General features: G+C 36.3%; 17 protein-coding genes. 3 read left to right on the top strand and 14 right to left on the bottom strand.

The window, feature by feature from the left end; all coding sequences use genetic code 11:
- The first annotated feature begins 3 nt into the window (after positions 1 to 3).
- Both ACYT6F_RS11930 and ACYT6F_RS11925 read left to right on the top strand, forming a co-directional pair.
- Positions 4 to 255 carry a hypothetical protein gene (locus ACYT6F_RS11930; RefSeq protein WP_472597894.1) on the top strand — a complete coding sequence of 84 codons (252 nt, stop codon included), beginning with the start codon at positions 4 to 6 and terminating at the stop codon, positions 253 to 255.
- A gap of 32 nt (positions 256 to 287) precedes the next feature.
- Positions 288 to 560: a hypothetical protein gene (locus ACYT6F_RS11925; protein WP_472597893.1), complete on the top strand. Its 273-nt coding sequence runs from the start codon at positions 288 to 290 to the stop codon at positions 558 to 560.
- Positions 561 to 777: 217 nt separating this feature from the next.
- Here the strand turns inward: ACYT6F_RS11925 and ACYT6F_RS11920 are convergent, their stop codons facing one another.
- The 13 genes from ACYT6F_RS11920 to ACYT6F_RS11860 all read right to left on the bottom strand — a co-directional run bounded on the left by ACYT6F_RS11920 (position 778) and on the right by ACYT6F_RS11860 (position 15,761).
- Complete coding sequence (locus ACYT6F_RS11920; protein WP_472597892.1) at positions 778 to 924, bottom strand: helix-turn-helix domain-containing protein; 147 nt, start codon at positions 922 to 924, stop codon at positions 778 to 780.
- 151 nt (positions 925 to 1,075) lie between these two features.
- A complete protein-coding gene (locus ACYT6F_RS11915) occupies positions 1,076 to 1,996 on the bottom strand; it encodes a TIGR01777 family oxidoreductase (protein ID WP_472597891.1) in 921 nt (306 codons plus the stop codon).
- A gap of 176 nt (positions 1,997 to 2,172) precedes the next feature.
- Positions 2,173 to 2,442: an SRPBCC family protein gene (locus ACYT6F_RS11910; protein ID WP_472597890.1), complete on the bottom strand. Its 270-nt coding sequence runs from the start codon at positions 2,440 to 2,442 to the stop codon at positions 2,173 to 2,175.
- 17 nt (positions 2,443 to 2,459) lie between these two features.
- A complete protein-coding gene (locus ACYT6F_RS11905) occupies positions 2,460 to 2,657 on the bottom strand; it encodes an SRPBCC family protein (protein ID WP_472597889.1) in 198 nt (65 codons plus the stop codon).
- Positions 2,650 to 3,057: a hypothetical protein gene (locus ACYT6F_RS11900; protein ID WP_472597888.1), complete on the bottom strand. Its 408-nt coding sequence runs from the start codon at positions 3,055 to 3,057 to the stop codon at positions 2,650 to 2,652. Before ACYT6F_RS11900 ends, ACYT6F_RS11905 begins: the two co-directional genes overlap by 8 nt.
- Positions 3,058 to 3,135: 78 nt before the next feature.
- Entirely contained in the window at positions 3,136 to 3,540 is a 405-nt protein-coding gene (locus ACYT6F_RS11895) for a hypothetical protein (protein ID WP_472597887.1), read from the bottom strand.
- A gap of 6 nt (positions 3,541 to 3,546) precedes the next feature.
- Entirely contained in the window at positions 3,547 to 3,891 is a 345-nt protein-coding gene (locus ACYT6F_RS11890; RefSeq protein WP_472597886.1) for a hypothetical protein, read from the bottom strand.
- Positions 3,892 to 4,019: 128 nt separating this feature from the next.
- Positions 4,020 to 4,523: a GbsR/MarR family transcriptional regulator gene (locus ACYT6F_RS11885; protein ID WP_472597885.1), complete on the bottom strand. Its 504-nt coding sequence runs from the start codon at positions 4,521 to 4,523 to the stop codon at positions 4,020 to 4,022.
- 124 nt (positions 4,524 to 4,647) lie between these two features.
- Positions 4,648 to 6,627: a vWA domain-containing protein gene (locus ACYT6F_RS11880; RefSeq protein ID WP_472597884.1), complete on the bottom strand. Its 1,980-nt coding sequence runs from the start codon at positions 6,625 to 6,627 to the stop codon at positions 4,648 to 4,650.
- A gap of 89 nt (positions 6,628 to 6,716) precedes the next feature.
- Positions 6,717 to 11,255, bottom strand: a complete 4,539-nt coding sequence (locus ACYT6F_RS11875; RefSeq protein ID WP_472597883.1) for a TonB-dependent receptor plug domain-containing protein — start codon at positions 11,253 to 11,255, stop codon at positions 6,717 to 6,719.
- Between the two features lie 3 nt (positions 11,256 to 11,258).
- Entirely contained in the window at positions 11,259 to 14,027 is a 2,769-nt protein-coding gene (locus ACYT6F_RS11870) for a hypothetical protein (protein ID WP_472597882.1), read from the bottom strand.
- Positions 14,028 to 14,121: 94 nt separating this feature from the next.
- Positions 14,122 to 15,231 carry a hypothetical protein gene (locus ACYT6F_RS11865; protein ID WP_472597881.1) on the bottom strand — a complete coding sequence of 370 codons (1,110 nt, stop codon included), beginning with the start codon at positions 15,229 to 15,231 and terminating at the stop codon, positions 14,122 to 14,124.
- Between the two features lie 11 nt (positions 15,232 to 15,242).
- Positions 15,243 to 15,761: an RNA polymerase sigma factor gene (locus tag ACYT6F_RS11860; protein WP_472597880.1), complete on the bottom strand. Its 519-nt coding sequence runs from the start codon at positions 15,759 to 15,761 to the stop codon at positions 15,243 to 15,245.
- 471 nt (positions 15,762 to 16,232) lie between these two features.
- On the opposite strand from ACYT6F_RS11860, the gene ACYT6F_RS11855 reads away from it, so the two are divergent.
- On the top strand, positions 16,233 to 17,435 hold the full coding sequence (locus tag ACYT6F_RS11855) for a C1 family peptidase (RefSeq protein ID WP_472597879.1): 1,203 nt from the start codon (positions 16,233 to 16,235) through the stop codon (positions 17,433 to 17,435).
- 270 nt (positions 17,436 to 17,705) lie between these two features.
- On the opposite strand, the gene ACYT6F_RS11850 is transcribed toward ACYT6F_RS11855, so the two are convergent.
- The gene (locus tag ACYT6F_RS11850; RefSeq protein WP_472597878.1) at positions 17,706 to 18,767 is read right to left on the bottom strand and encodes an NADH:flavin oxidoreductase; all 1,062 of its coding nucleotides are present in this window, start codon (positions 18,765 to 18,767) and stop codon (positions 17,706 to 17,708) included.
- Positions 18,768 to 19,073 lie beyond the last annotated feature (306 nt).

Below are 19,073 nucleotides of genomic sequence, written 5' to 3'. Positions count from 1 at the left end.
AATATGAAAATATACCAAATACTTGTATATTCAACAGTTATTCTAACTTTTATTAGTTGTAATTCCATTTCAAAAATCAGATATAATAAAGCGTATAAAATTCTAAGTAAAGATTTTCTTAGTAAGGAAGTTTCGGTAGAAGAATTTGGAAAAGATATTTCAGGAGTATATATTTATGATTCAATATATCCTAATCCTTTAGATGAGAAAAATTATAGCAATGTCTATAAAAATATTTATCAGAAAAAGAAATAAAGCCACTAAGAGAAGATAAGGATCTTAAAGAATTGTCTAAGCAATATCTAAATAATAATTGGGAATTAAATAAACAATTCAGTACCGTATTTAAAAATGTTGTACAATACAGAGAAGCTCCAAATGGTCCTTTAAATGCTGCGATATTTTCTGAAATTAAGGATGACCAATTAAGAATAGACGTTGTACCTTTTTTCATAGGAAATCCTAAATATTGTGGTTCAATCACCAAATACTATTTTAAGTTTGATAAAACTAAAATAATTGATAGTAAAAAATGGAAAGATCACTATGAATGTTGGTAAACTGAAATAAAAGCGAACTCGCTTCGCAAAGTTTATAATTTTGCGGAATAACAAAAATCCCCCCCGCTAGCGCAAGCGTCCAGCTCGTGCCTGTAGATACAAAGAACCCACCGCAATTGCGATGGGTTTTATTTTAGAATAGTTTTCAGTTTGTTTCTGGCAATAAGCGTCAATGAGCGTAAATATAATCTTTGTTTTTGTCGGACATTTTATTGATTTACTTTACTTTTTCCATCAAAGTATCATTGAGTTCGAGTTCCACATTGCCAACAAGAAAATCTAAAGAAACACCTAGAACCAAGGCAATTTTATTAGCAATCTCTACAGACGGATTAATCTCTTGGCGTTCATATCTTCCAGTCACAGTTCCGGTGGTTTATTCTAATCAAACATTTTTTCGACCTACTTTTACATTATATTGAGTAGCAGATTTGATCCAAAAAGCTGTATTACATCACACATTATCAGTTAAAGCTGAAAAATTTTCAGACTCGATCACATGAGTTATCTTTAAGTTACAATGTGCGTTTTTTATCATTTGATTGCATTAAATTTTGAAATGCAGATTCAACGGTTGGAAACAAAAATTTGAATTTTTTTTTGATTAACTTTTCGGGATAAACATTACGGCTTTTCAGCAATAATTCGGTTTGTGTTTTTAAAAATATGGAGGCAATTTCCAGTTGCCAGACCGGCGCGTTTAAACCGACCGGCACTTTCATTGTCTTTCTTAATTGCATCATGAAATCTTTGTTGGATAATGGTTTCGGAGCGGTGATATTGATCGGACCTGAAAGATTTTCATTTTTCATAATAAATTCAACAGCTCTGCAAAAATCATCAATATGAATCCAGCTTACGTTCTGGTTTCCTCTCCCCTGCCTGCCACCCAAACCGAATTTTGTGAGCATTTTTAATTTTGGAAAAGCGCCGCCGTTATTGCCTAAAACGATGGAAGTTCGCAGAGCAACTTTTCGTACATTTTCATTTTTTATTTTAAAAAATTCGCTTTCCCAGCTTTTGCAGATATTCATCGAAAAATCATCGCCGATGATTCCGGTTTCTTCGGTATTCAACTGTGTTTCAGAATGGATATAAATGGTTGCCGAACTTGCATTTAACCAAATCTTCGGTTTGTTTATGCATTGGTCAACAGCCTTCTGAATAATTTTTGTAGTTTCTATCCTTGAGGAATAGATTTCTTGTTTGTTTTGATCTGTGTAACGGCAATCTACTGACTTTCCCGCAAGGTTGATGACAATATCTGCATTTTCGAATATATTTTTCCATTCACCAAACGTTTTTGCATCCCAATAGATTTCATTTTTATTTTTTGGATTGCGGGTTAAAATATATACCTGATGCCCTTTTTCGGTAAAGTGATTTCTGAGATTTTTGCCGAGGAATCCGGTTCCGGCTGCGATGATTATTTTCATTATTTATGGTTGAGGTTAATATGACTATAAAAAGTTTTTTTACACATTAGTCACATGAGTTTAATCTTATTTTCCGAAAATATTTTAGAACACATCAGAAAAAATCAAGGATTTTTTTTCTAAAACAAAAGTTTAAATGTTTCAATAGTTCGATAAACCTGTAAAGGATTTTAATACTAACTGTTTTGCCGCTCGCTTCGCTCGCGCTCAGATAGTTTCTCTGCAGTTGATTTAATCAATTGATTTCTTTTCAAAAGGAATTTTTTCATATAATTTTTAAGAAAAATTTTGTCGAAAATCTTTCCGATAATTCCGAATGGAGAATGAAACTCGAAAATATCTGTCATAATTGTGCTATCATCTTTCTGCACGAAAATATGCTGATGTTTCATAGATTTAAAAGCACCTTTTTGTATACCGTCTGCGAAATAAAAAGGCTTTTCCATACTTGTAATTTTAACCGTTAATGTCTGATAGATCCCAGATGTTTTGCTTTCCAGGTTACCGTTTCACCTTCTTCGATGAGTCCTGAAGTCTTTCCTGCTATTGCTCTTTCGTTTGTTTCCGCGGTTGATCGCTGGTGCAGATCGATATCTCTTGACAAATCAAAAACAGTTTGAATATCAGATTGTATTGAGGTTATTAATTGAATTTCAGACATGATTATTTATTTTTTTATATTCTTTATCATAAAAGCTAATAACAAGAGACTGGATAATGAGAACAGGAGATAGGACAATCCAGGATATCGGAATCCATTCGAAGAAATCATAATGAAAATCCACTTTCATAAAACCTCCCAGAATAAAAAGCAAAAAAGTAATTACCACATACGTTGAAACAATAATATACAGTTTTCTTGAATCTTTTTTAGCATATTCATCAGACAAAAACTTGATTATATTTAAAGAATACTGAATTATGGCAATTATAAAAAACTCTATGAAAATACTGATATATAAAAAATCCTGATCTGTGACGGCTGCTGCAATAATAGCGGCAAGAAAAAGGATGATTAATGTCTGTTGAATTCTGAGATCGTAGGAAAGCAAAGTTTTCATGGTTATTGATTTTAAAGGTTTAAAAAATCTCCTCTTGTTCTTTTATTTTGTACTTTGAATGTAAAATACATCCAGATTTTAAAGATGAATGTTTTCATTTTTGATTTGTTTTTCTTTATTTATGGCATGTTTACGACCTTTCAGAAAGAGAAGCAGATTGAGAAGCATCATGATTCCCAGGTAAATAGAGAATTTGCCGATCTTTTCGCTCATGTCTACCACAAGGCTTTCAACAGTTTCAATTCTGTAGAACTCGATGATGCATAAGGCAAAACCAACGTTCAGGAGGTAAAATCCGATTTTGAATAGCGAATTGGTTGCCAATGCGATATCTTCTTTCTGGTGGAAAATATCAATCATAAAAGTCTTTGAATTTTTGAACAGAAATTGGGAAACAAAAACGGTAAGTGCAATTACAATTGGTAAATAGATCATGTACGCTGAAAAATTGTACGTTGCGGCGGTTAGGATTGTTGTAGTCATAATAGTTTATTTTATGGTTAAATTTTTTCTTAAAAGATAAAGGGTAAAAATGTTGATATAGTGCAATACACAAAGAATCAGCATAATATTTCCGATGCGTATTGCAGTGACTGCAAGAGCATGTTCAAAAGAGGTGATCCTGTCCCAGCTTGTGAGACTGATGGCAATATATCCCAGATTGATAAGATAATAGCATCCTAAAAGGATTCTGTTGATCGTAAGGCACAGATTCTTGTCGTGGATGAGGTATTCCAGGTAGAATTTCCCTTCGTGATAACATCTTCTTCCGACATCAATGGTAATGTACGATGCGGCGGCGAGAAAAATCAGGTATGAGACAATATTAAACATCTTGTAGTTTTTATATTTTCAATAATTTATGAAAGTTTGTTTGAAATAAAAAAGGGATTATTTCCTTTTTCATCTTTACTGTAAGAGATTTTGACTTTAAATTACTTTATTCAGAATGACATCGCTTATTACTTCAACAAATTGGTTATTTTCCCCACCAGCCAGTGATCGTCGCTCTTTATCGCGAGATCCATGATATTGTTGATTTTTCCTGTCACCGAACTGAAATCTTCCATTAATCTGATAAATTCTTTGGCTTCTTCAGAGTCTTTATCTTCAATATTTTTCAGTTCTTCCAGAAAAGAAATAACCGGTTCAATTTCTCTTTTTCTTCGCTCTTTGGTAATTTGTTTAAATAAAAACCAAACGTCTTTTTCAGCAACAAAATATTCTTTCCGGTCTCCTTTTACAAATTCTTTTCTTACGATTCCCCAATCCATCAAAGCACGGAGATTCATGTTGGCATTTCCTCTTGAAATTTCAAGCTGCTCCATCACCTCATCGGTAGAAAGCGGCTTTCCGGTTGCCAAAAGCAAAGCGTGAACCTGCGCCATGGTACGGTTGATGCCCCAGTTGGTTGCAAATGTTCCCCAGGTCTGAATGTATTTTTCTTTGGCTTCTGAAAGTTTCATTGTCTGATTTTAATTTCTATTACAAATATAATTAAATATTTTGAACTTTCAATAATTTTTGAAAATAAAATAATAAAAAAACAGACATCCCTTTTGAGAATGCCTGCCCGAATCTAATTTTAATTCACTTAGAAATAGTCTGGTATTCTTTAACCATTTCTACAAATCCGTTTCTGTAGCCTTCAATATCTTCTCCTTCATTCTCTTTGGCTAACTGCTCAATTTCCGATAGACTTTTTTTAGCAATTAATTGAGAATCTCTTAAAACCAATCCAAACCAAGCTACTGAAGAAGCAAATCTGAAATCTCTGCCCGGTTGCTGAGCTGAATAATTTTTTATAACATGAACAATTTCAGAACTTTTAGATCCCTGCGGTTTTTTATATCTGAATTTTACAGTTCCCAGTTCATTACCAAAGTTTGCTTTGACTGAATTTACAGTATATTTAGTTTTATTTTGTTTCGGTAAAAATTTAGATTTAACATTTGCAGGAATTATTTCATATAAAGCTGTTACCGTATGCCCGCTTCCTAATTCTCCCGCATCAATTTTATCGTTTGTAAAATCTTCATTTCTCAGTTTTCTGTTTTCATATCCTATCAATCTGTATGATTGAACATATTTTGGATTAAACTCAATCTGAATTTTCACATCCTTCGCAATCGTATAGATATTTCCGGCAAATTCTCTTCCTAAAAACTTATTGGCTTCCTGAATATTATCAATATAGGCATAGTTTCCGTTTCCTTTGTCGGCGAGGGTTTCCATTTTATTGTCTTTGTAATTTCCCATGCCGTAACCCAGACAGGTAAGAAAAACTCCGGATTTTCTTTTTTCTTCAATCAGGCTTTCAAGATCAGCCTCTGAAGACGCTCCAACATTAAAATCGCCGTCTGTTGCCAAAATCACGCGATTATTTCCTCCTTTCATAAAACTTTCCTGCGCCAGTTTGTAAGCAAGCTCAATGCCTGCTCCGCCCGCCGTACTTCCGTCTGCGTTCAGCCTGTCCAGCGCTTCAATAATTTTCCCTTTCTCAGAAACGGAAGTCGAAGTCAGTACTACACCCGCACTTCCGGCATACACCACTATTGCCACCTTGTCTACCGGTCTCAGCTGATCCAGCAATATTTTTAAAGAAAATTTTAAAAGTGGCAACTTGTTTTCTTCAGCCATAGAACCCGAAGTATCGATCAGGAAAACGATATTAGACGGAGGAAGATTACTCATTGGGATGTTTTTCCCTTTAATTCCTATTTTAAGCAATTGATGATTGGGATTCCAAGGGCTTCTTCCCAACTCTGTATTGATGGAGAAGGGTTGGTTATTTTTTGGCTGAGGATAATTGTATGTAAAATAGTTGATCATCTCCTCTACTCTCACCGCATTTTTATCGACCCTGCCGTACTCAATCATTCTCCTTAAGTTAGAATAGGAAGCATTATCGGTATCGATAGAAAAAGTCGAAAGCGGCTGGTTTTTCGTCAATTCAAATGGATTTTCAACCAAAGCATTGTATTCTTCATCATTATAATCAATATAATTTTTTGATACTTTTTTTACTGGTTTTTTATGAGACCCATAATTGTCATATACTTTTCGGGGGTTGGGTCTGAATGAAGATTCAACTTCCATAGCGACCATTGCTTTCGGTTTTGGGCAGCCATTATATTCCGGCATTCCGGGAACGGTAGGGCACGCATCATCTTTATCCAGAATTCCGTCGGTATCTGTATCGGGCCAAGGGCAGCCATTGTTTTCTGCTGGCCCTGCAGCTGTTGAACAAGCATCGTCTCTATCAATAATTCCGTCTCCGTCGGCGTCAGGAAAAGGACAGCCATTATTTTCTATCGGTCCCGAAACATCTTTACATTGATCATCTTTATCCGGAGTACCATCTTGATCGAGATCCGGCCACGGACAGCCTTTATTTTCGGAAGGTCCGGCAATTTCAGGACATTTATCTTTCCTGTTGTTAAGGCCGTCCTGATCTCTGTCTTTTTCAATGCTTAATTTTTCCGGCTCTTTTTGCTGATCTGACGCGGTTTTGGTTTTACATGCCATCAATAGTCCTAAAGCCAGTATTGTTATTCCTAATTTTTTCATATTTATTATTTTTTGAAGTTTCAGTTTTTTCTGCTGCTATATTTAAGGATGCAGATTTTCAGAAAAGTTTCAGGTGAAAGATTTCTTTTTTACTCAATTTTAACTTTTATTCCTTCATTCCAGAACTTTGCTTCAGGCATATAGTAGAGATACACATTGCTCGCTTTACCAGTATATTCGCCCCCAAATTCTACTTTAAGATCCAGATTAATAATTTTTGTTTCGTTGGCATTAAAATGTTCCCAGTACAAAACCAAATAGTTATCAAAAATCTCATAATAAGAAAATTCATTCCGATCCAGCAAATCTTTTAATAAAGCATTTTGCAAAGTTAATCCCGCCGGAATACCGATTTTCGCGGTAACCATCGGTAGTTTATTATTCACTTTGTTGGAAACCGTTACAGTCAATCTGTTGGTTTCTCCTGTTTTTGCCGTTTCAGATTTTAAGAAGGTATTCATGGTTAAAGGAATATCTGCGCTTTTGGGAGCTTTTAAGGTATAATAGCCGTAATCCAGTTTATAAGTAAGCCCTTTTTCTGAAGAATAATGAGTGTCAATGGTATTTTCACCGGCTTTGTACGCAGAAGCCAGAGAACTATTTGGTGTGACTTCTGCACCATTTATTTTTATGAACGGCTTTTCAGTCCCGTACAGTTTCTCATTTTCAGCAAAGAACAGCGATAGCGCTTCCAGTGCCAGAGTTGTTGCCTGTGTAGACCCGAAACCATAGTAACTATTTAAATTCATTAATTCATCAGCAATTTCTGCTTTTTTTAACGCGTTCACTTTTTTATCTTTCTGCAAAGCCATGAGATAAAGCGCGAGCGTTTCCGATTGTGCTGAAAATCCTCTGGAACCCGTAAAAGTAATTTTTGTTTTTACATTCCTGCTGTCAAATTGTTTATTTAAAATTCCTATTAAATCCTGATATTCGTTGCTTCTACCCAAATCTGACGAAACATTTGCCATTAAAGCCAGCTGGTAAGAATCTTTGGTAGCCAATACCCTTTTCAGACTTGTATTATAAGCATCATCCAAATTTCTGATCCCGATTTTAGACAGGGCATACAATACGTATATATTCCTGGACCATGCAAAATCTGAAAAAGCTTCATTCTTTTCATAATCTCTTCTTACATCAAAAATTCCGTTCGTGTTTTTCTTGGACAATATGAATGAGGTGAGACCCTGAATAATCCTGGGATCAATATTCACATATTTTTTTAAATCTCTGAACTCAAGCAGCGCAAAAGCAGAAAGCGCAACATCCGATTCCGACGATCCGAAATAAGAAAATCCGCCGTCACTGTTTTTGTAGCTCAGCATTTTCTGATAGCCTTTTTTAATGTTCCTAATCACCTCTGTTTCGGTTTCGGGAGTGATTTTTTTACTTTGCTTCAGATAATCCAGAATAAAAGTATTAGGATAAATGGTTGATGAAAGCTGCTCAAAACATCCGTAAGGCTCCCGTTTTAACCGCTCAATATCTTCAAACATCTGCAATGCGTTGTTTTCATACACATAATAAGAAGAAAAGAAACTGCCTTCAATATAATCCGGAATATTGACGCTGATCACTTCGGATTTATTATTGATTGTTGAATAATGATAAGGAAACCCTTTTTCTTCCACATTAAAAGGCAGAATCATCGTTTCCCTGAAATCTCCTGATCTGATGGTAAATTGTATGTTTGAGGAAATAACCTGATTAGTAAGGATTTTCACAAATAATTTACCGGACTCCAACGGTTTCAGCGTAATCGTACTATCAGATGCTACCAGATTTACACGATTCGGAACAATAACATCCATAACCATTTTCCTGGTTTCCGGGGAATTATTTTTAATGACCACCGGAATAATCATTTCATCTGTTCTGGTTACATACTGAGGAATTTTGGCATCAACAGAAATCAGGCTTTGTGCGGCATAAGTTGTTTCATCATGCCCGATTTGGCCGGAAGAAGAGATCCCTTCCGTAATAACTCTGAATGTGGTACTGGCATCAGAATTATAAAATTCCACCTGTGCTTTTCCTTCTTTTCCGGTTTCTACAACAGGATTCCAGTAAAGCGTTTCCCTATAATCATAACGGTAAGATGTATTGGTGGTCGGATACACCGGATAGGAGAAACGCCTTGTATAATCATAAGAAACCAGACTGTCATTCGGAACATTTAAAACTGCATAATATGATTTGGGAGTAATATCAAATTTGATTTTAGAACGATTATTTTTGTAAGAATTGATGATCACTACTCCATTTGCTCCTCTGTTTCCATAAATAGAAGTTGCTGCCGCATCTTTTAAAACAGTTACGCTGTTGATGTCATTCGGATTAATGGTTGTATTAAAGTTTTCTACCGGAACGCCGTCAACAATATATAAAGGTGTTTTATTGGATAGAGAGGCAGATCCTCTGATCTGAACATTGATGTTACCTCCCGGCTGACCTGCAGGAGCAACTGAAATTCCTGCTACTTTGCCCGACAAAACAGAAGACAACACAGGATTGTTGAATTCACTGTTTTCAACTACATGAGACGAAACGGTACTTTTTGCTTTTAGCAGGCTCTGCCCAAACCCGACAACAACAATTTCTTCTATTTTCTGAGATTTGACGGTATCCGTTCTGCCAGAAGGTTTTAACACCGAAGAATTCGGCTTGTTCTCAATAGAAACTGTTAATTTTTCTCCATCATCGTTTGTTAACTTTATCTTATCTTCCGGTTTTAAATTTTCTTTTACAATTTCTTCCACATCTGCATTATTTACTGTTTTTTTGCTTAGAGGATTTACGGCAAGTTTATAAGATAAGATTCGGATTTTGACCTGCTGTTTCGGCTGATGAGATTTTGCGATAAGCTTTTGCGAATATTGCCTGTCCAGATCTGAAAAATAAAACAATCCATCTTCAGCAGTTGTCTGTTTCAATATTTTACTGTCTCTGATCAGGAATACATCAGCTTTTACAGGGTTTCCATTTTCATCTTCTACGATTCCGTAAACGGGGTTTTTCTTCTCCGGAAGATACTTGTATTTCTTCTTCTGAATAACTTCGGGAATCATTTCAAAATATCTGTACCCGTTGGTAAGCATTACCAGATCAAGGCTTTTAACTCTTTTCTCTTCTTTTTTATCGAAATAAAACTGGGGTCTTTCAATTTTCCCTTTCAATTCAGAATCAAGGAGAAGCCACGAAATAATATGATTTTGTTTATCGTCTGCGTAAGTCCATAACTTATCGTCGACCACACTTACCGCTAAATTTGCCGGAACGGGATTATTATTTTCGTCTGTTGTCTCGATATTTAGAATCACTTTTTCCCGCGGCAGATAATGTTGTTTCACAGGCTTTACCTTCACATGCATTTGTCTGTTTTCATTAGTAAACACGATTCTTTCCGCCAACGGAATATTGTCTTCAAAAACGGTGAATCTGCATATTCCGGCAGGAAGTTCGTTTTCAGGAATTTCCAACTGTGCCCGTCCGTTTGTCACACGAATGATTTTGTGATAAATTTCTTTTTCGCGAAAACTTCCTTTAACTATAAGTGTTTTTTCTTCCGTTGAAATAATCTTAAAATAAATCTTCTGGTTTTCTTTATTTACATTAAAGACAATACCGTTATCTTTTGCTGCCGGAAGTTGGTAAATCCCGGAAATATTGTCGGGTTTCAAAACTTTAGCATAGTAACTTTCTGTTTTTTTAGGAGTAAGATAAAAATTTCCCATTCCGAAATTAAAGGCTGATGTTTCTGTAACTTTCTGATGATTCTGATTGAAAATTTCCAATGTTGCGTCAACCGGCTTTTCAAATTCATCAAGAATTTTATAGGCTATATTCTGCTCAATTCCGTTAACGAGTGTTCCCCCTTCGGGCATAAACTTTACTTCAAGATTGTTCAGAACGATCGGGATATTCCGGGAAATTGACTCGGTAAAGCCGTCGAAATTTATTTTGATATTCAATAAAGCATCAGAAGATTTCAGAACTTCAGGGAGTTTAAATTTCAGCTGATTTTTCCCTTCTTTGTCTGTGATAAACTTTCCTTCGGAAATGGTTTCTCCGTTATGCTGTACTGTAAAATTTCCTTCATAGAAAGGAATTGGCAGATTGCTGAGGCTTCTCATAGAAAAATCGGCCAGAACCTCGTCTCCTGAGCCATAGCCTTTTTTAGGAAATTCAAGCTTCATCAGAATTCTCGGGGATACAATTTTCTGCAGCGTAATTTCTTTTTCAAAAGCATTTTTTCCATCTTCGTTCTGCATCCAGTTGGTAAAAGCACGAAGCCTGTAAATTCCGCCCTTCATATCGTTGCTGAAATTAAAGTATCCCTCGGAATATCCATTTGTGATCTCATATTTGGCTCTTTTCACAACAGTTCCAGCCGGATCAATGAGTTCAAAATTCACAGCCTTACTCTGATTTGCAGGAAGATTATTTTCTGCCCGAACGGTGTAGATTTTAAAGTACATTTCCTCACCAGGTTTATAAAAAACGTGATTGGTCTGGATATATGTTTTCTCTTTTTCGAAATTTCCAAATGGTTCCTGAGCTTTTAAAACAGAGGTGAAAACCAGAAAGAATAATGCTGAAACAAATGATAATACCTTAAAATTCATACGTTAAAATTGAAATGAAACCATACAGCCAAAAGTTTTATAAGAAGGCAGATTAAAAAAATCCAATCCTCTTCCGTTATCAGCATCGTAGAAATTCTGGTTAGAATCTGCACCGTGATTTGCCTGCCAAAGCACAATATTGTTTACATAAAAAGTAATGCCCAACGCTCTGCTAAATTGTCCGACATCAAATTTTGCCGTTAACGAAATTGTATTAATTCTTACATAATCAGCTTTCTGAACGTCGTTTTCCGCAACACCCAAATAGCCGTAGCGTGTCCATCGGTTCTGCGAAACATCCTGACCGGGGTCATAAAAATCAACAGGAACCTGATTGGTATTGCCGGCAGCATTTATTCCCTGAAAAATATAATTTTTGATGTTTCTCTCATTTCCCGAAGTTTGGGAGCGTCCGTAATAATCGAGAACAGCCTGAGTTCCGTTCCATAGCTGGCCACCTTTTTTCCATTCCCAATTAAGGTCAAAAGAAAACATTTTATAGCTGAAATTATGGCTAAATTTCATAACAAAATCAGGTGTCGGATCTGCGATAATCTTCATTCCTTCCGCTTTTTCAGGATATCCTGATTCATCAATGATTATTTCTCCGTTGGCATTCCTTTTAAAATAACTTCCCATTACCGCTCCCAAAACCTCATTTTCTGATATTGTTTTATAAATATCTTTAAATCCTGATAGCGCAAGATGATTATACCCGAAATCTACCCTGTCTACCACATCTCTATATTTGAAAAATGAAGCTTTCTGACTCATTCTGAAATCTCGTCCCAAAAAAATATTTTCATAAAATAAAGTCGCCTCATATCCGCGGTAGGTGTGATCCGCAAGATTTTTCAGCTTTAGCTTATTATCGTGAAAAACAGGAAAAATATCGTTGGTAAATCTTCTGTTAAAATATTCTGCCTCCACCCCTAAATTGTTTTTGGATGTAAGTCTGAAACCCGTTTTCCATTCCTTTGATTCTATATTCAACAGGTTCCGGAATGTATCAGCTTCCTGCAGCGGAAAATATTGATTTGAATTCTCAGCGTTAAATAAAGTTGTCGCATAAGGAGCATAAGATCTGGTAATCTCTGGTTCTGAACTAAGTTGGGTGTACGTTCCTAAAATCTTAAAATCGATATTACGCCAGCTGAAAATGTCTTTCAAAGTGATAAAGGCACCGACTTTAGGAAGAAAATAACTATTCTTCAGTGAAGTATTTGAAATATAGAAAGAATTTCCAAGATTCATTCCCATCTCAAAATCATTGTAATTTTCGTAGTTCAGTTTATACTCAAAAATATAATCCTGCGAGGTTCTTTGATAAGCATATTTTTTATTTTGCAGGGTATTATAAATATCTGATTCCTGATTATTAATAATTTGATTAAAGCTAAATGTATTTTGCCAGTCGCTTTCACCAAACCTATATGTTAATAAGATATTAGAATTGTATAATCGGTTGTTTTGTATTCTTTCATTTTTCAAGCCGCCTGAAAATCCGGAAGTTGATAGCTTGTATTCATCTAAATTACTGAACACATCATTTTCGTAAGATTGATTAATGCTCACCTTAAAATAGCTCCAGCTTCTTAAAATGCCAAGATTGTACTGTCTTCTCCTATCGCTGTAATTATATTTATTATTTGGATACAATAAAAAATCGGGATTATCTGCAAATCCGCTATAGCTCCTCTGCAGTCCGTCTGGCAAAAAGGGACTTTGTTTATTTGAAAAAGAAACAGGCGTAAGTAAAGAATTCTGATATGCTCTGTTAAACAGCCCAGTTCTGTTGGAATTTGTCGCTTTATTTTCATCGTAACTGAACGCAAAATTCAATGAGAATTTTAGAATTTTTGAGCTTAGTTTCGTCTTTAATGAATTCAAAATACTGTATTGATCGCTAAAATAGGTCTGATTCTTGTGTTGTCCGAGCTCCAGGGAAATCCTGAATAGGTCATCATACCTGTTTTCATTGCTTTTGATGAAGGCATTCAGCCTTAATTGGTTATTATAACCAATTGTTGTCTGGAAAATATCATTTATATAAGGTTTTGCAGGATTATTTCCGCTCTCTAAGGGGATCAGTCTTCCGTTCTGATCATATTCATACGACTGTTTATCAAACTGCAAAACAGAAATAGCCGGTCCAAAGCTGAACATTTCGCCTGTTTCAGGACCTCTCCAAACCAGCTGTCCGTTTTCAGATCTTCCCTGAACGTATTCATTTTGAGTCTCGGGAACGGAATTTCTGTTTTTCACGTCGAAAGAAGTAGTAAAGCTCCCGTTTAGAAACAAAATTTTACGTGAACGATTTTTTAATTTGAAATGATCTTTACTCGCTTCTTTTAATTTTCTGACAGCATAAAAGTCGGAATTATTTATTAAGCTCTGCCTGGATTTTTCAATACTGAACTCATCTTTAAGCTCTCCGGAAACAAGACTGTCATAAACTTTATTTGGAATGTGATCCACGTCTTTTCTTTTTACCTGCCTTTCCAGAATAGATTTAAGCTCCTGCGGATAATATATTACCGCTTTGTTTTTACCGTTATTCCAAACCAGGGTATCATATTGTTTTGCTGCAATTATTGCAAAACCTTTTTCATCAGTAAGCTCATAAACACCGCTGTTTTTATTCAGAACTTTTAAAAAGTTCTGTGGCTTCTCTTTTTCATTTAAAAAAATTCCGGAATGATACAGCTGCGAATTTTGGCCGGAGAAATAATTCACGGCAAGTAAAAAAGGTAAATAATAAACCTTATTCATGGTTTTTGTTATTAAAATTTAGAAAAAGAAACTCCTTCCAAAGTTCCTTTCCAGATGTATGATAAAATGGTTATTAGTTTTTAAAAGCACAGTATTATTTTTCGGGGTCTTTTTCCTCAAGAAGCTTTTTCAGCCTTTGTTTTTCTGTTTTAGAAATATCTTTTGTGATAACGACAATTAAACCATTCTTTGCTTTTCCGGCGAACATCCCTCCTGCTTTTTCTTTACTGATTACGGAAATATTGTCAATTTTTGAAGGCGCTATCTTTTTGAGAGTTTCGATATCTGAGACTGCGCCGTCGATAACAACCAAAGGTTCAGATCCCGTTTTGGAATTTGCCTGATATCCTACCGAAATATCCACTCTTCCCAAACCCGTTGCGCCCGAAACAGAATTGATGCTGAGACCCGGCGCAAAACCGTTAAGAGAAGCTACAGTTTGCTTTTCACCCAAAAAAGTTCTGTTTCCGGAATTTCGTGCAAGAGGTTTATATGGGTTTGCAGAAGATTTTTTATAAAGTATTTCAGGTTCCTGTTGTTTTTCCCGGCGACTGAATCTTAAATCCGGATAATCATAATCTGCAGTATCTGCAATTTTATTCAGATCAGAAATTCTCTTGTTGGAAGCCAAAGCATTCATCGAAGCTTTTTCTTTTTTAATGCCCTTTGCGATAACTTCTTCTATATTGTTCCGTTTTATGCTGTCCATAATTGCTCTTTCTTCTCTAATCTCAAGTACAGTATTATCGAAAGACGATGTAGATTCGGTTTCGTAATCCCGAGGCATTAATGAAGCAACAGGAGACTTTTGCTTTTCATTTCGGGCTAATTTTATAGCCGGAGCTGATACAATTTGTTTTTGAATATTTACCTTTACCACACTGTCGGTCTTACGGATCTGCTCAGAAATCTGTGGAGAAGAAATTTTTTCATCCACTGTATTCTTTGCAATAACCGATTCGTTAATCGTTGTATCATTATCTTGTGTAGAGGTAAAATAAAAAATCCCGGAAGCAATAAGCAGACTGGCGGCAATTCCGTACGGAAGCCACGCAGGAATTCTTTTATGTTTTCTCTCTTCTCTCTGATCAAGCTTGTCCTCAACTTTAGCCCAAACTTTATCAAGTCCCGGAAAAGTTACAGGTTCTTCTAAAGACTGAGAAGCCTCATTAAAAGTTTTATCGATATCGTGATTATTTTCCATTGTTGTAAAGTTTAAACATTTTGATTCACCAGAAGTTCCTGAAGTTTTTTTCTTGCAAAATTGAGCTGGGATTTTGACGTTCCCTCGCTGATAGAAAGCATAACGGCAATTTCCTTATGAGGATATCCTTCAATAGCGAAAAGATTGAAAATTGCTCTGCAGCCTTCCGGAAGAAAGTTGAGAAGATGCAGAATATCCTTTTCAAAAGAAGCATTTTCACTCACTGTATTGGAACTTATGACGTGATTTTCTTCTAAAGAAATATGCAGACGTTTCGCCGCCCTTAGCTTCTGCAGGCATTCATTGACCGTAATTTTTCTTGCCCAGGCTTCAAAAATATCCGGATTCTGAAGCTGGTCTATTTTTATAAAGATCTTATAAAATGTATCGGCAAGCACTTCTTCGATATCTTCATCGTTCTTAAGATACCGTCTGCAGACCGCATATAATTTTCCTGCCATTTTCTCATAGACTTTCCGCTGGGCATTGCGGTCGTTCCGCTGACATTGTAGTAGTAACTCTCGTTCCATAATCAGGCTTTATATCTATACAGATGCAGAAAAACTCAAAAAGGTTGGAAGCATGATAAACTTTTTTTTGAAAAGTAATGAAATCTTACGAATGAGGCAAAGTAAAAAATGACTATTGATTTTGAATTAATAGATCACTCCCTTTCATTCACACAGATTGCTTTAAAAATTATTGCCGGAGGTTTTCATGCCGGAAGGATTTAAGCTAATTGTTCATGAATGTTTTCATCATGACAAGATGTATTGGACATTTCCGGAAGGTTATGAAAGACCTCTACCCTAGCCGTGATTGAGCGGCATGTTTGAGCTCTTTTTCTGTTTTCGGCGGCGGCTTTGCCGCCGCCGAAAACAGAAAAAAGCGAGTAGCGAAAGCGCGAAACAGCTCCAAAAATTCAATATTGCATTTAACCTTTAAAGCTGTAACAAATCTTTATTACCAACGACTATTCGTATAAATAATATTTTATAGTAATGAAAAATTCAAAATTTGTATCATTACTTTTTGTTTTGTCTGCAGGAAGTATGATGTTTGCTCAGGATGACTTAATCAACAAGTTAAAAAACAACCAGTCTCAAAATGCCAATTTCCAGTTTACCACGCTGAAAGATGTGGGTGCGACTTCGGTAAAAAACCAGGGTTCTTCGGGAACGTGCTGGAGCTATTCGGGAAACTCTTTCCTGGAGTCTGAAATGCAGAGAATGGGTAAAAAGCCTGTTGATCTTGCAGAAATCTTCACGGCAAGAAATTCTTACCATGATAAGGCAAAATTATATGTATTAAATAATGGAGCAATCAGCTGGGGCGACGGCGGTGAGCTGCATGATGTCATCAACATGTACAAAAAATACGGAGCTGTTCCACAGGACGTTTACACAGGGCTCAGACAGGGACAGACGCTAAATAATTTCTCTGAAATGCAGGGTAAACTGAAACCCGTTCTTGACAGTCTGGTTCAGGCCGGCGCTAAAGGAAAATTAACCGACAACTGGATGTCTTCCGTAGATGCGATTCTGGATCAGTATCTGGGAAAAATTCCCGCTAACTTTACCTACGAAGGAAAATCTTACACGCCACAGACTTTTGCGAAAGAAGTAGTAGGCATCAATCCTGAAGATTATGTTGAAATTTCTTCTTATAAAGATTATCCTTACTTCCAGAAATTTGTTGTTCCTATTCCGGACAACTGGAGCCATGACTCTGACTGGAATGTTCCAATGAAAGATCTAACGGCAATTATTGACAATGCGGTAAATAAAGGCTATTCCGTAGGCTGGGCAACGGATGTTTCCGAACCGTATTTTTCTTACAAAAACGGAGTGGCATATGTTCCGGATATGAATCTTGACCAGATCAATAATGAGAACAAAGGAACTTTATTCACTGAACCTAAAAAAGACAAAACCATTACGGAAGATATGCGTCAGCAGGCTTTAAACAACCTGTCCACAACCGATGACCACGGCATGCATATCGTGGGGCTTGCAAAAGACCAGAGCGGAAAAGAATACTATATGGTGAAAAATTCATGGGGTGTAACAAATGATTTTGAAGGATATATTTATGTAACGAGACCGTATGTAGAATATAAATCCACTGCAATTCTGGTACACAAGGATGCTCTTCCGAAAAGCATCAGAAAACAGCTGAAGCCTACCAAAAATATAGGTTTGTAAACGATCACGTTGTTAGAATTATCTGACATTTTAGATATTTAAATCTGTTAAAAAACCACTTTCCTGAAAACGAAAAGTGGTTTTGCTTTTGAAAAAAACCGCCTTTGAATATTCTCAGGCGGTTTTGGAAAAAAATTTAAATAGGTAATCAAGATATGGTAAAATCATCAACGGTGAATTTTACTTCGTCAGTGAATAGCAATTGCCCGTTCAGAAAAGTTGTAAAAATCAAACAGGCAGCGAAGCAGACCCACTATTGATAATTAAACTTTAGTATAATACGCCGAGGCTTTCTGCTGAAAAGTCAAGAAGCGCTTCGGTATTTTGTTCTTTTACTTTTTTTGCCCATTCCGGATCCTGAAGCAATGCACGTCCAACGGCAACCAAATCGAAATCTCCTCTTTCCAGTCTTTTCGTTAGTTCCGTTAAATCTGCTTTCTCCGTTCCCTGTCCTCCGAAAGCAGCCATAAAATCGCCTTCCAGTCCTACAGATCCCACGGTAATGGTTGGCTGACCGGTAATTTTCTTTGCCCAACCTGCAAAGTTGAGGTCGGAACCTTCAAATTCCGGTTCCCAGAATCGTCTTTGTGAACAGTGGAAAATATCAACTCCTGCTTCTTTTAACGGCAACAGCCATTCTTCCATCTCTTCAGGAGTGTGAGCTAATTTTACCGAATAATCCTGCTGTTTCCATTGGGAAAGGCGAATGATAATCGTGAAATCTTCTCCCACTGCAGCTCTGATGGCTTTTACAACATCTACTGCAAAACGGCTTCTTTCTTTAATGGTTTTTCCGCCGTATTCATCGGTTCGGGTATTGGTTCCTTCCCAGAAAAACTGGTCAATCAGATAGCCGTGAGCGCCATGAATTTCCAATACATCGAAACCAAGATCTTTAGCCGATTTGGCCGACTCTGCAAACTTAGCAATCGTATCCTGAATATCTTCCAATGTCATTGTTGAAGCTTTTTCCATATCCTCCAAAGGATAATCCGGTGTACTTCTGGTATCTCCAACGTGCCAGATCTGAGGTCCCATTTTTCCGCCGTTTTGGTGTACAGCATCAATTACATTTTTCCATCCGTTTAAGGCTTCTGTTCCGTAGAAATCAGGGATATTCTGCATATTTTTCGAAGCCGGGCGGTTGATTACCGTCCCTTCAGAAAGGATTAATCCCACTTCTGCAGCTGCTCTTCTGGCGTAGTAATCAGCGATCTGCTGTGTGGGTACTCCGTTGTCCGATTGTGCTCTTGTCATCGGAGCCATGACGATTCTATTTTTTAGTTCTAAATTTTTGTACTTGAAAGGTGTAAATAATGATTCTGTGCTCATTTTAGATTTACTTTTTTATATTTGTTACACAAAGTAACTAATAATAGTTCATATTTGTATCTTTAGAAGAAAAAAAGTGGTAACTTTGCGGTAACTGATGATGGTAACATGGAGGTAACGATAAGGTTGAGGTAAAGGCTAAGATTGAGGTCGAGGACTTCGGTTGACAATGTTAAAAGAATTGATATAATTAAATCTTTGTACCCTCTTATAAGTGAAACGGCTTTGTCAAACTTGAAACAGTTAGTATAAAAAAATCTTTGTGAACTTCATGTTCAACGAAGACAAACAAAATGAGAAATAAAC

This window comes from Chryseobacterium sp. NG-CE01 (assembly GCF_055695505.1).
Note: the sequence above shows the minus strand (reverse complement) of the source record. Positions and strands in the feature narration are given on the sequence as shown.

Excerpts from the sequence above, each read along its gene's own strand:
- ACYT6F_RS11930 (WP_472597894.1), top strand. The coding sequence starts at position 4 with ATGAAAATATACCAAATACTTGTATATTCAACAGTTATTCTAACTTTT.
- ACYT6F_RS11915 (WP_472597891.1), bottom strand. The coding sequence starts at position 1,996 with ATGAAAATAATCATCGCAGCCGGAACCGGATTCCTCGGCAAAAATCTC.
- ACYT6F_RS11910 (WP_472597890.1), bottom strand. The coding sequence starts at position 2,442 with ATGGAAAAGCCTTTTTATTTCGCAGACGGTATACAAAAAGGTGCTTTT.
- ACYT6F_RS11905 (WP_472597889.1), bottom strand. The coding sequence starts at position 2,657 with ATGTCTGAAATTCAATTAATAACCTCAATACAATCTGATATTCAAACT.
- ACYT6F_RS11900 (WP_472597888.1), bottom strand. The coding sequence starts at position 3,057 with ATGAAAACTTTGCTTTCCTACGATCTCAGAATTCAACAGACATTAATC.
- ACYT6F_RS11895 (WP_472597887.1), bottom strand. The coding sequence starts at position 3,540 with ATGACTACAACAATCCTAACCGCCGCAACGTACAATTTTTCAGCGTAC.
- ACYT6F_RS11890 (WP_472597886.1), bottom strand. The coding sequence starts at position 3,891 with ATGTTTAATATTGTCTCATACCTGATTTTTCTCGCCGCCGCATCGTAC.
- ACYT6F_RS11885 (WP_472597885.1), bottom strand. The coding sequence starts at position 4,523 with ATGAAACTTTCAGAAGCCAAAGAAAAATACATTCAGACCTGGGGAACA.
- ACYT6F_RS11880 (WP_472597884.1), bottom strand. The coding sequence starts at position 6,627 with ATGAAAAAATTAGGAATAACAATACTGGCTTTAGGACTATTGATGGCA.
- ACYT6F_RS11875 (WP_472597883.1), bottom strand. The coding sequence starts at position 11,255 with ATGAATTTTAAGGTATTATCATTTGTTTCAGCATTATTCTTTCTGGTT.
- ACYT6F_RS11870 (WP_472597882.1), bottom strand. The coding sequence starts at position 14,027 with ATGAATAAGGTTTATTATTTACCTTTTTTACTTGCCGTGAATTATTTC.
- ACYT6F_RS11865 (WP_472597881.1), bottom strand. The coding sequence starts at position 15,231 with ATGGAAAATAATCACGATATCGATAAAACTTTTAATGAGGCTTCTCAG.
- ACYT6F_RS11860 (WP_472597880.1), bottom strand. The coding sequence starts at position 15,761 with ATGGAACGAGAGTTACTACTACAATGTCAGCGGAACGACCGCAATGCC.
- ACYT6F_RS11855 (WP_472597879.1), top strand. The coding sequence starts at position 16,233 with ATGAAAAATTCAAAATTTGTATCATTACTTTTTGTTTTGTCTGCAGGA.
- ACYT6F_RS11850 (WP_472597878.1), bottom strand. The coding sequence starts at position 18,767 with ATGAGCACAGAATCATTATTTACACCTTTCAAGTACAAAAATTTAGAA.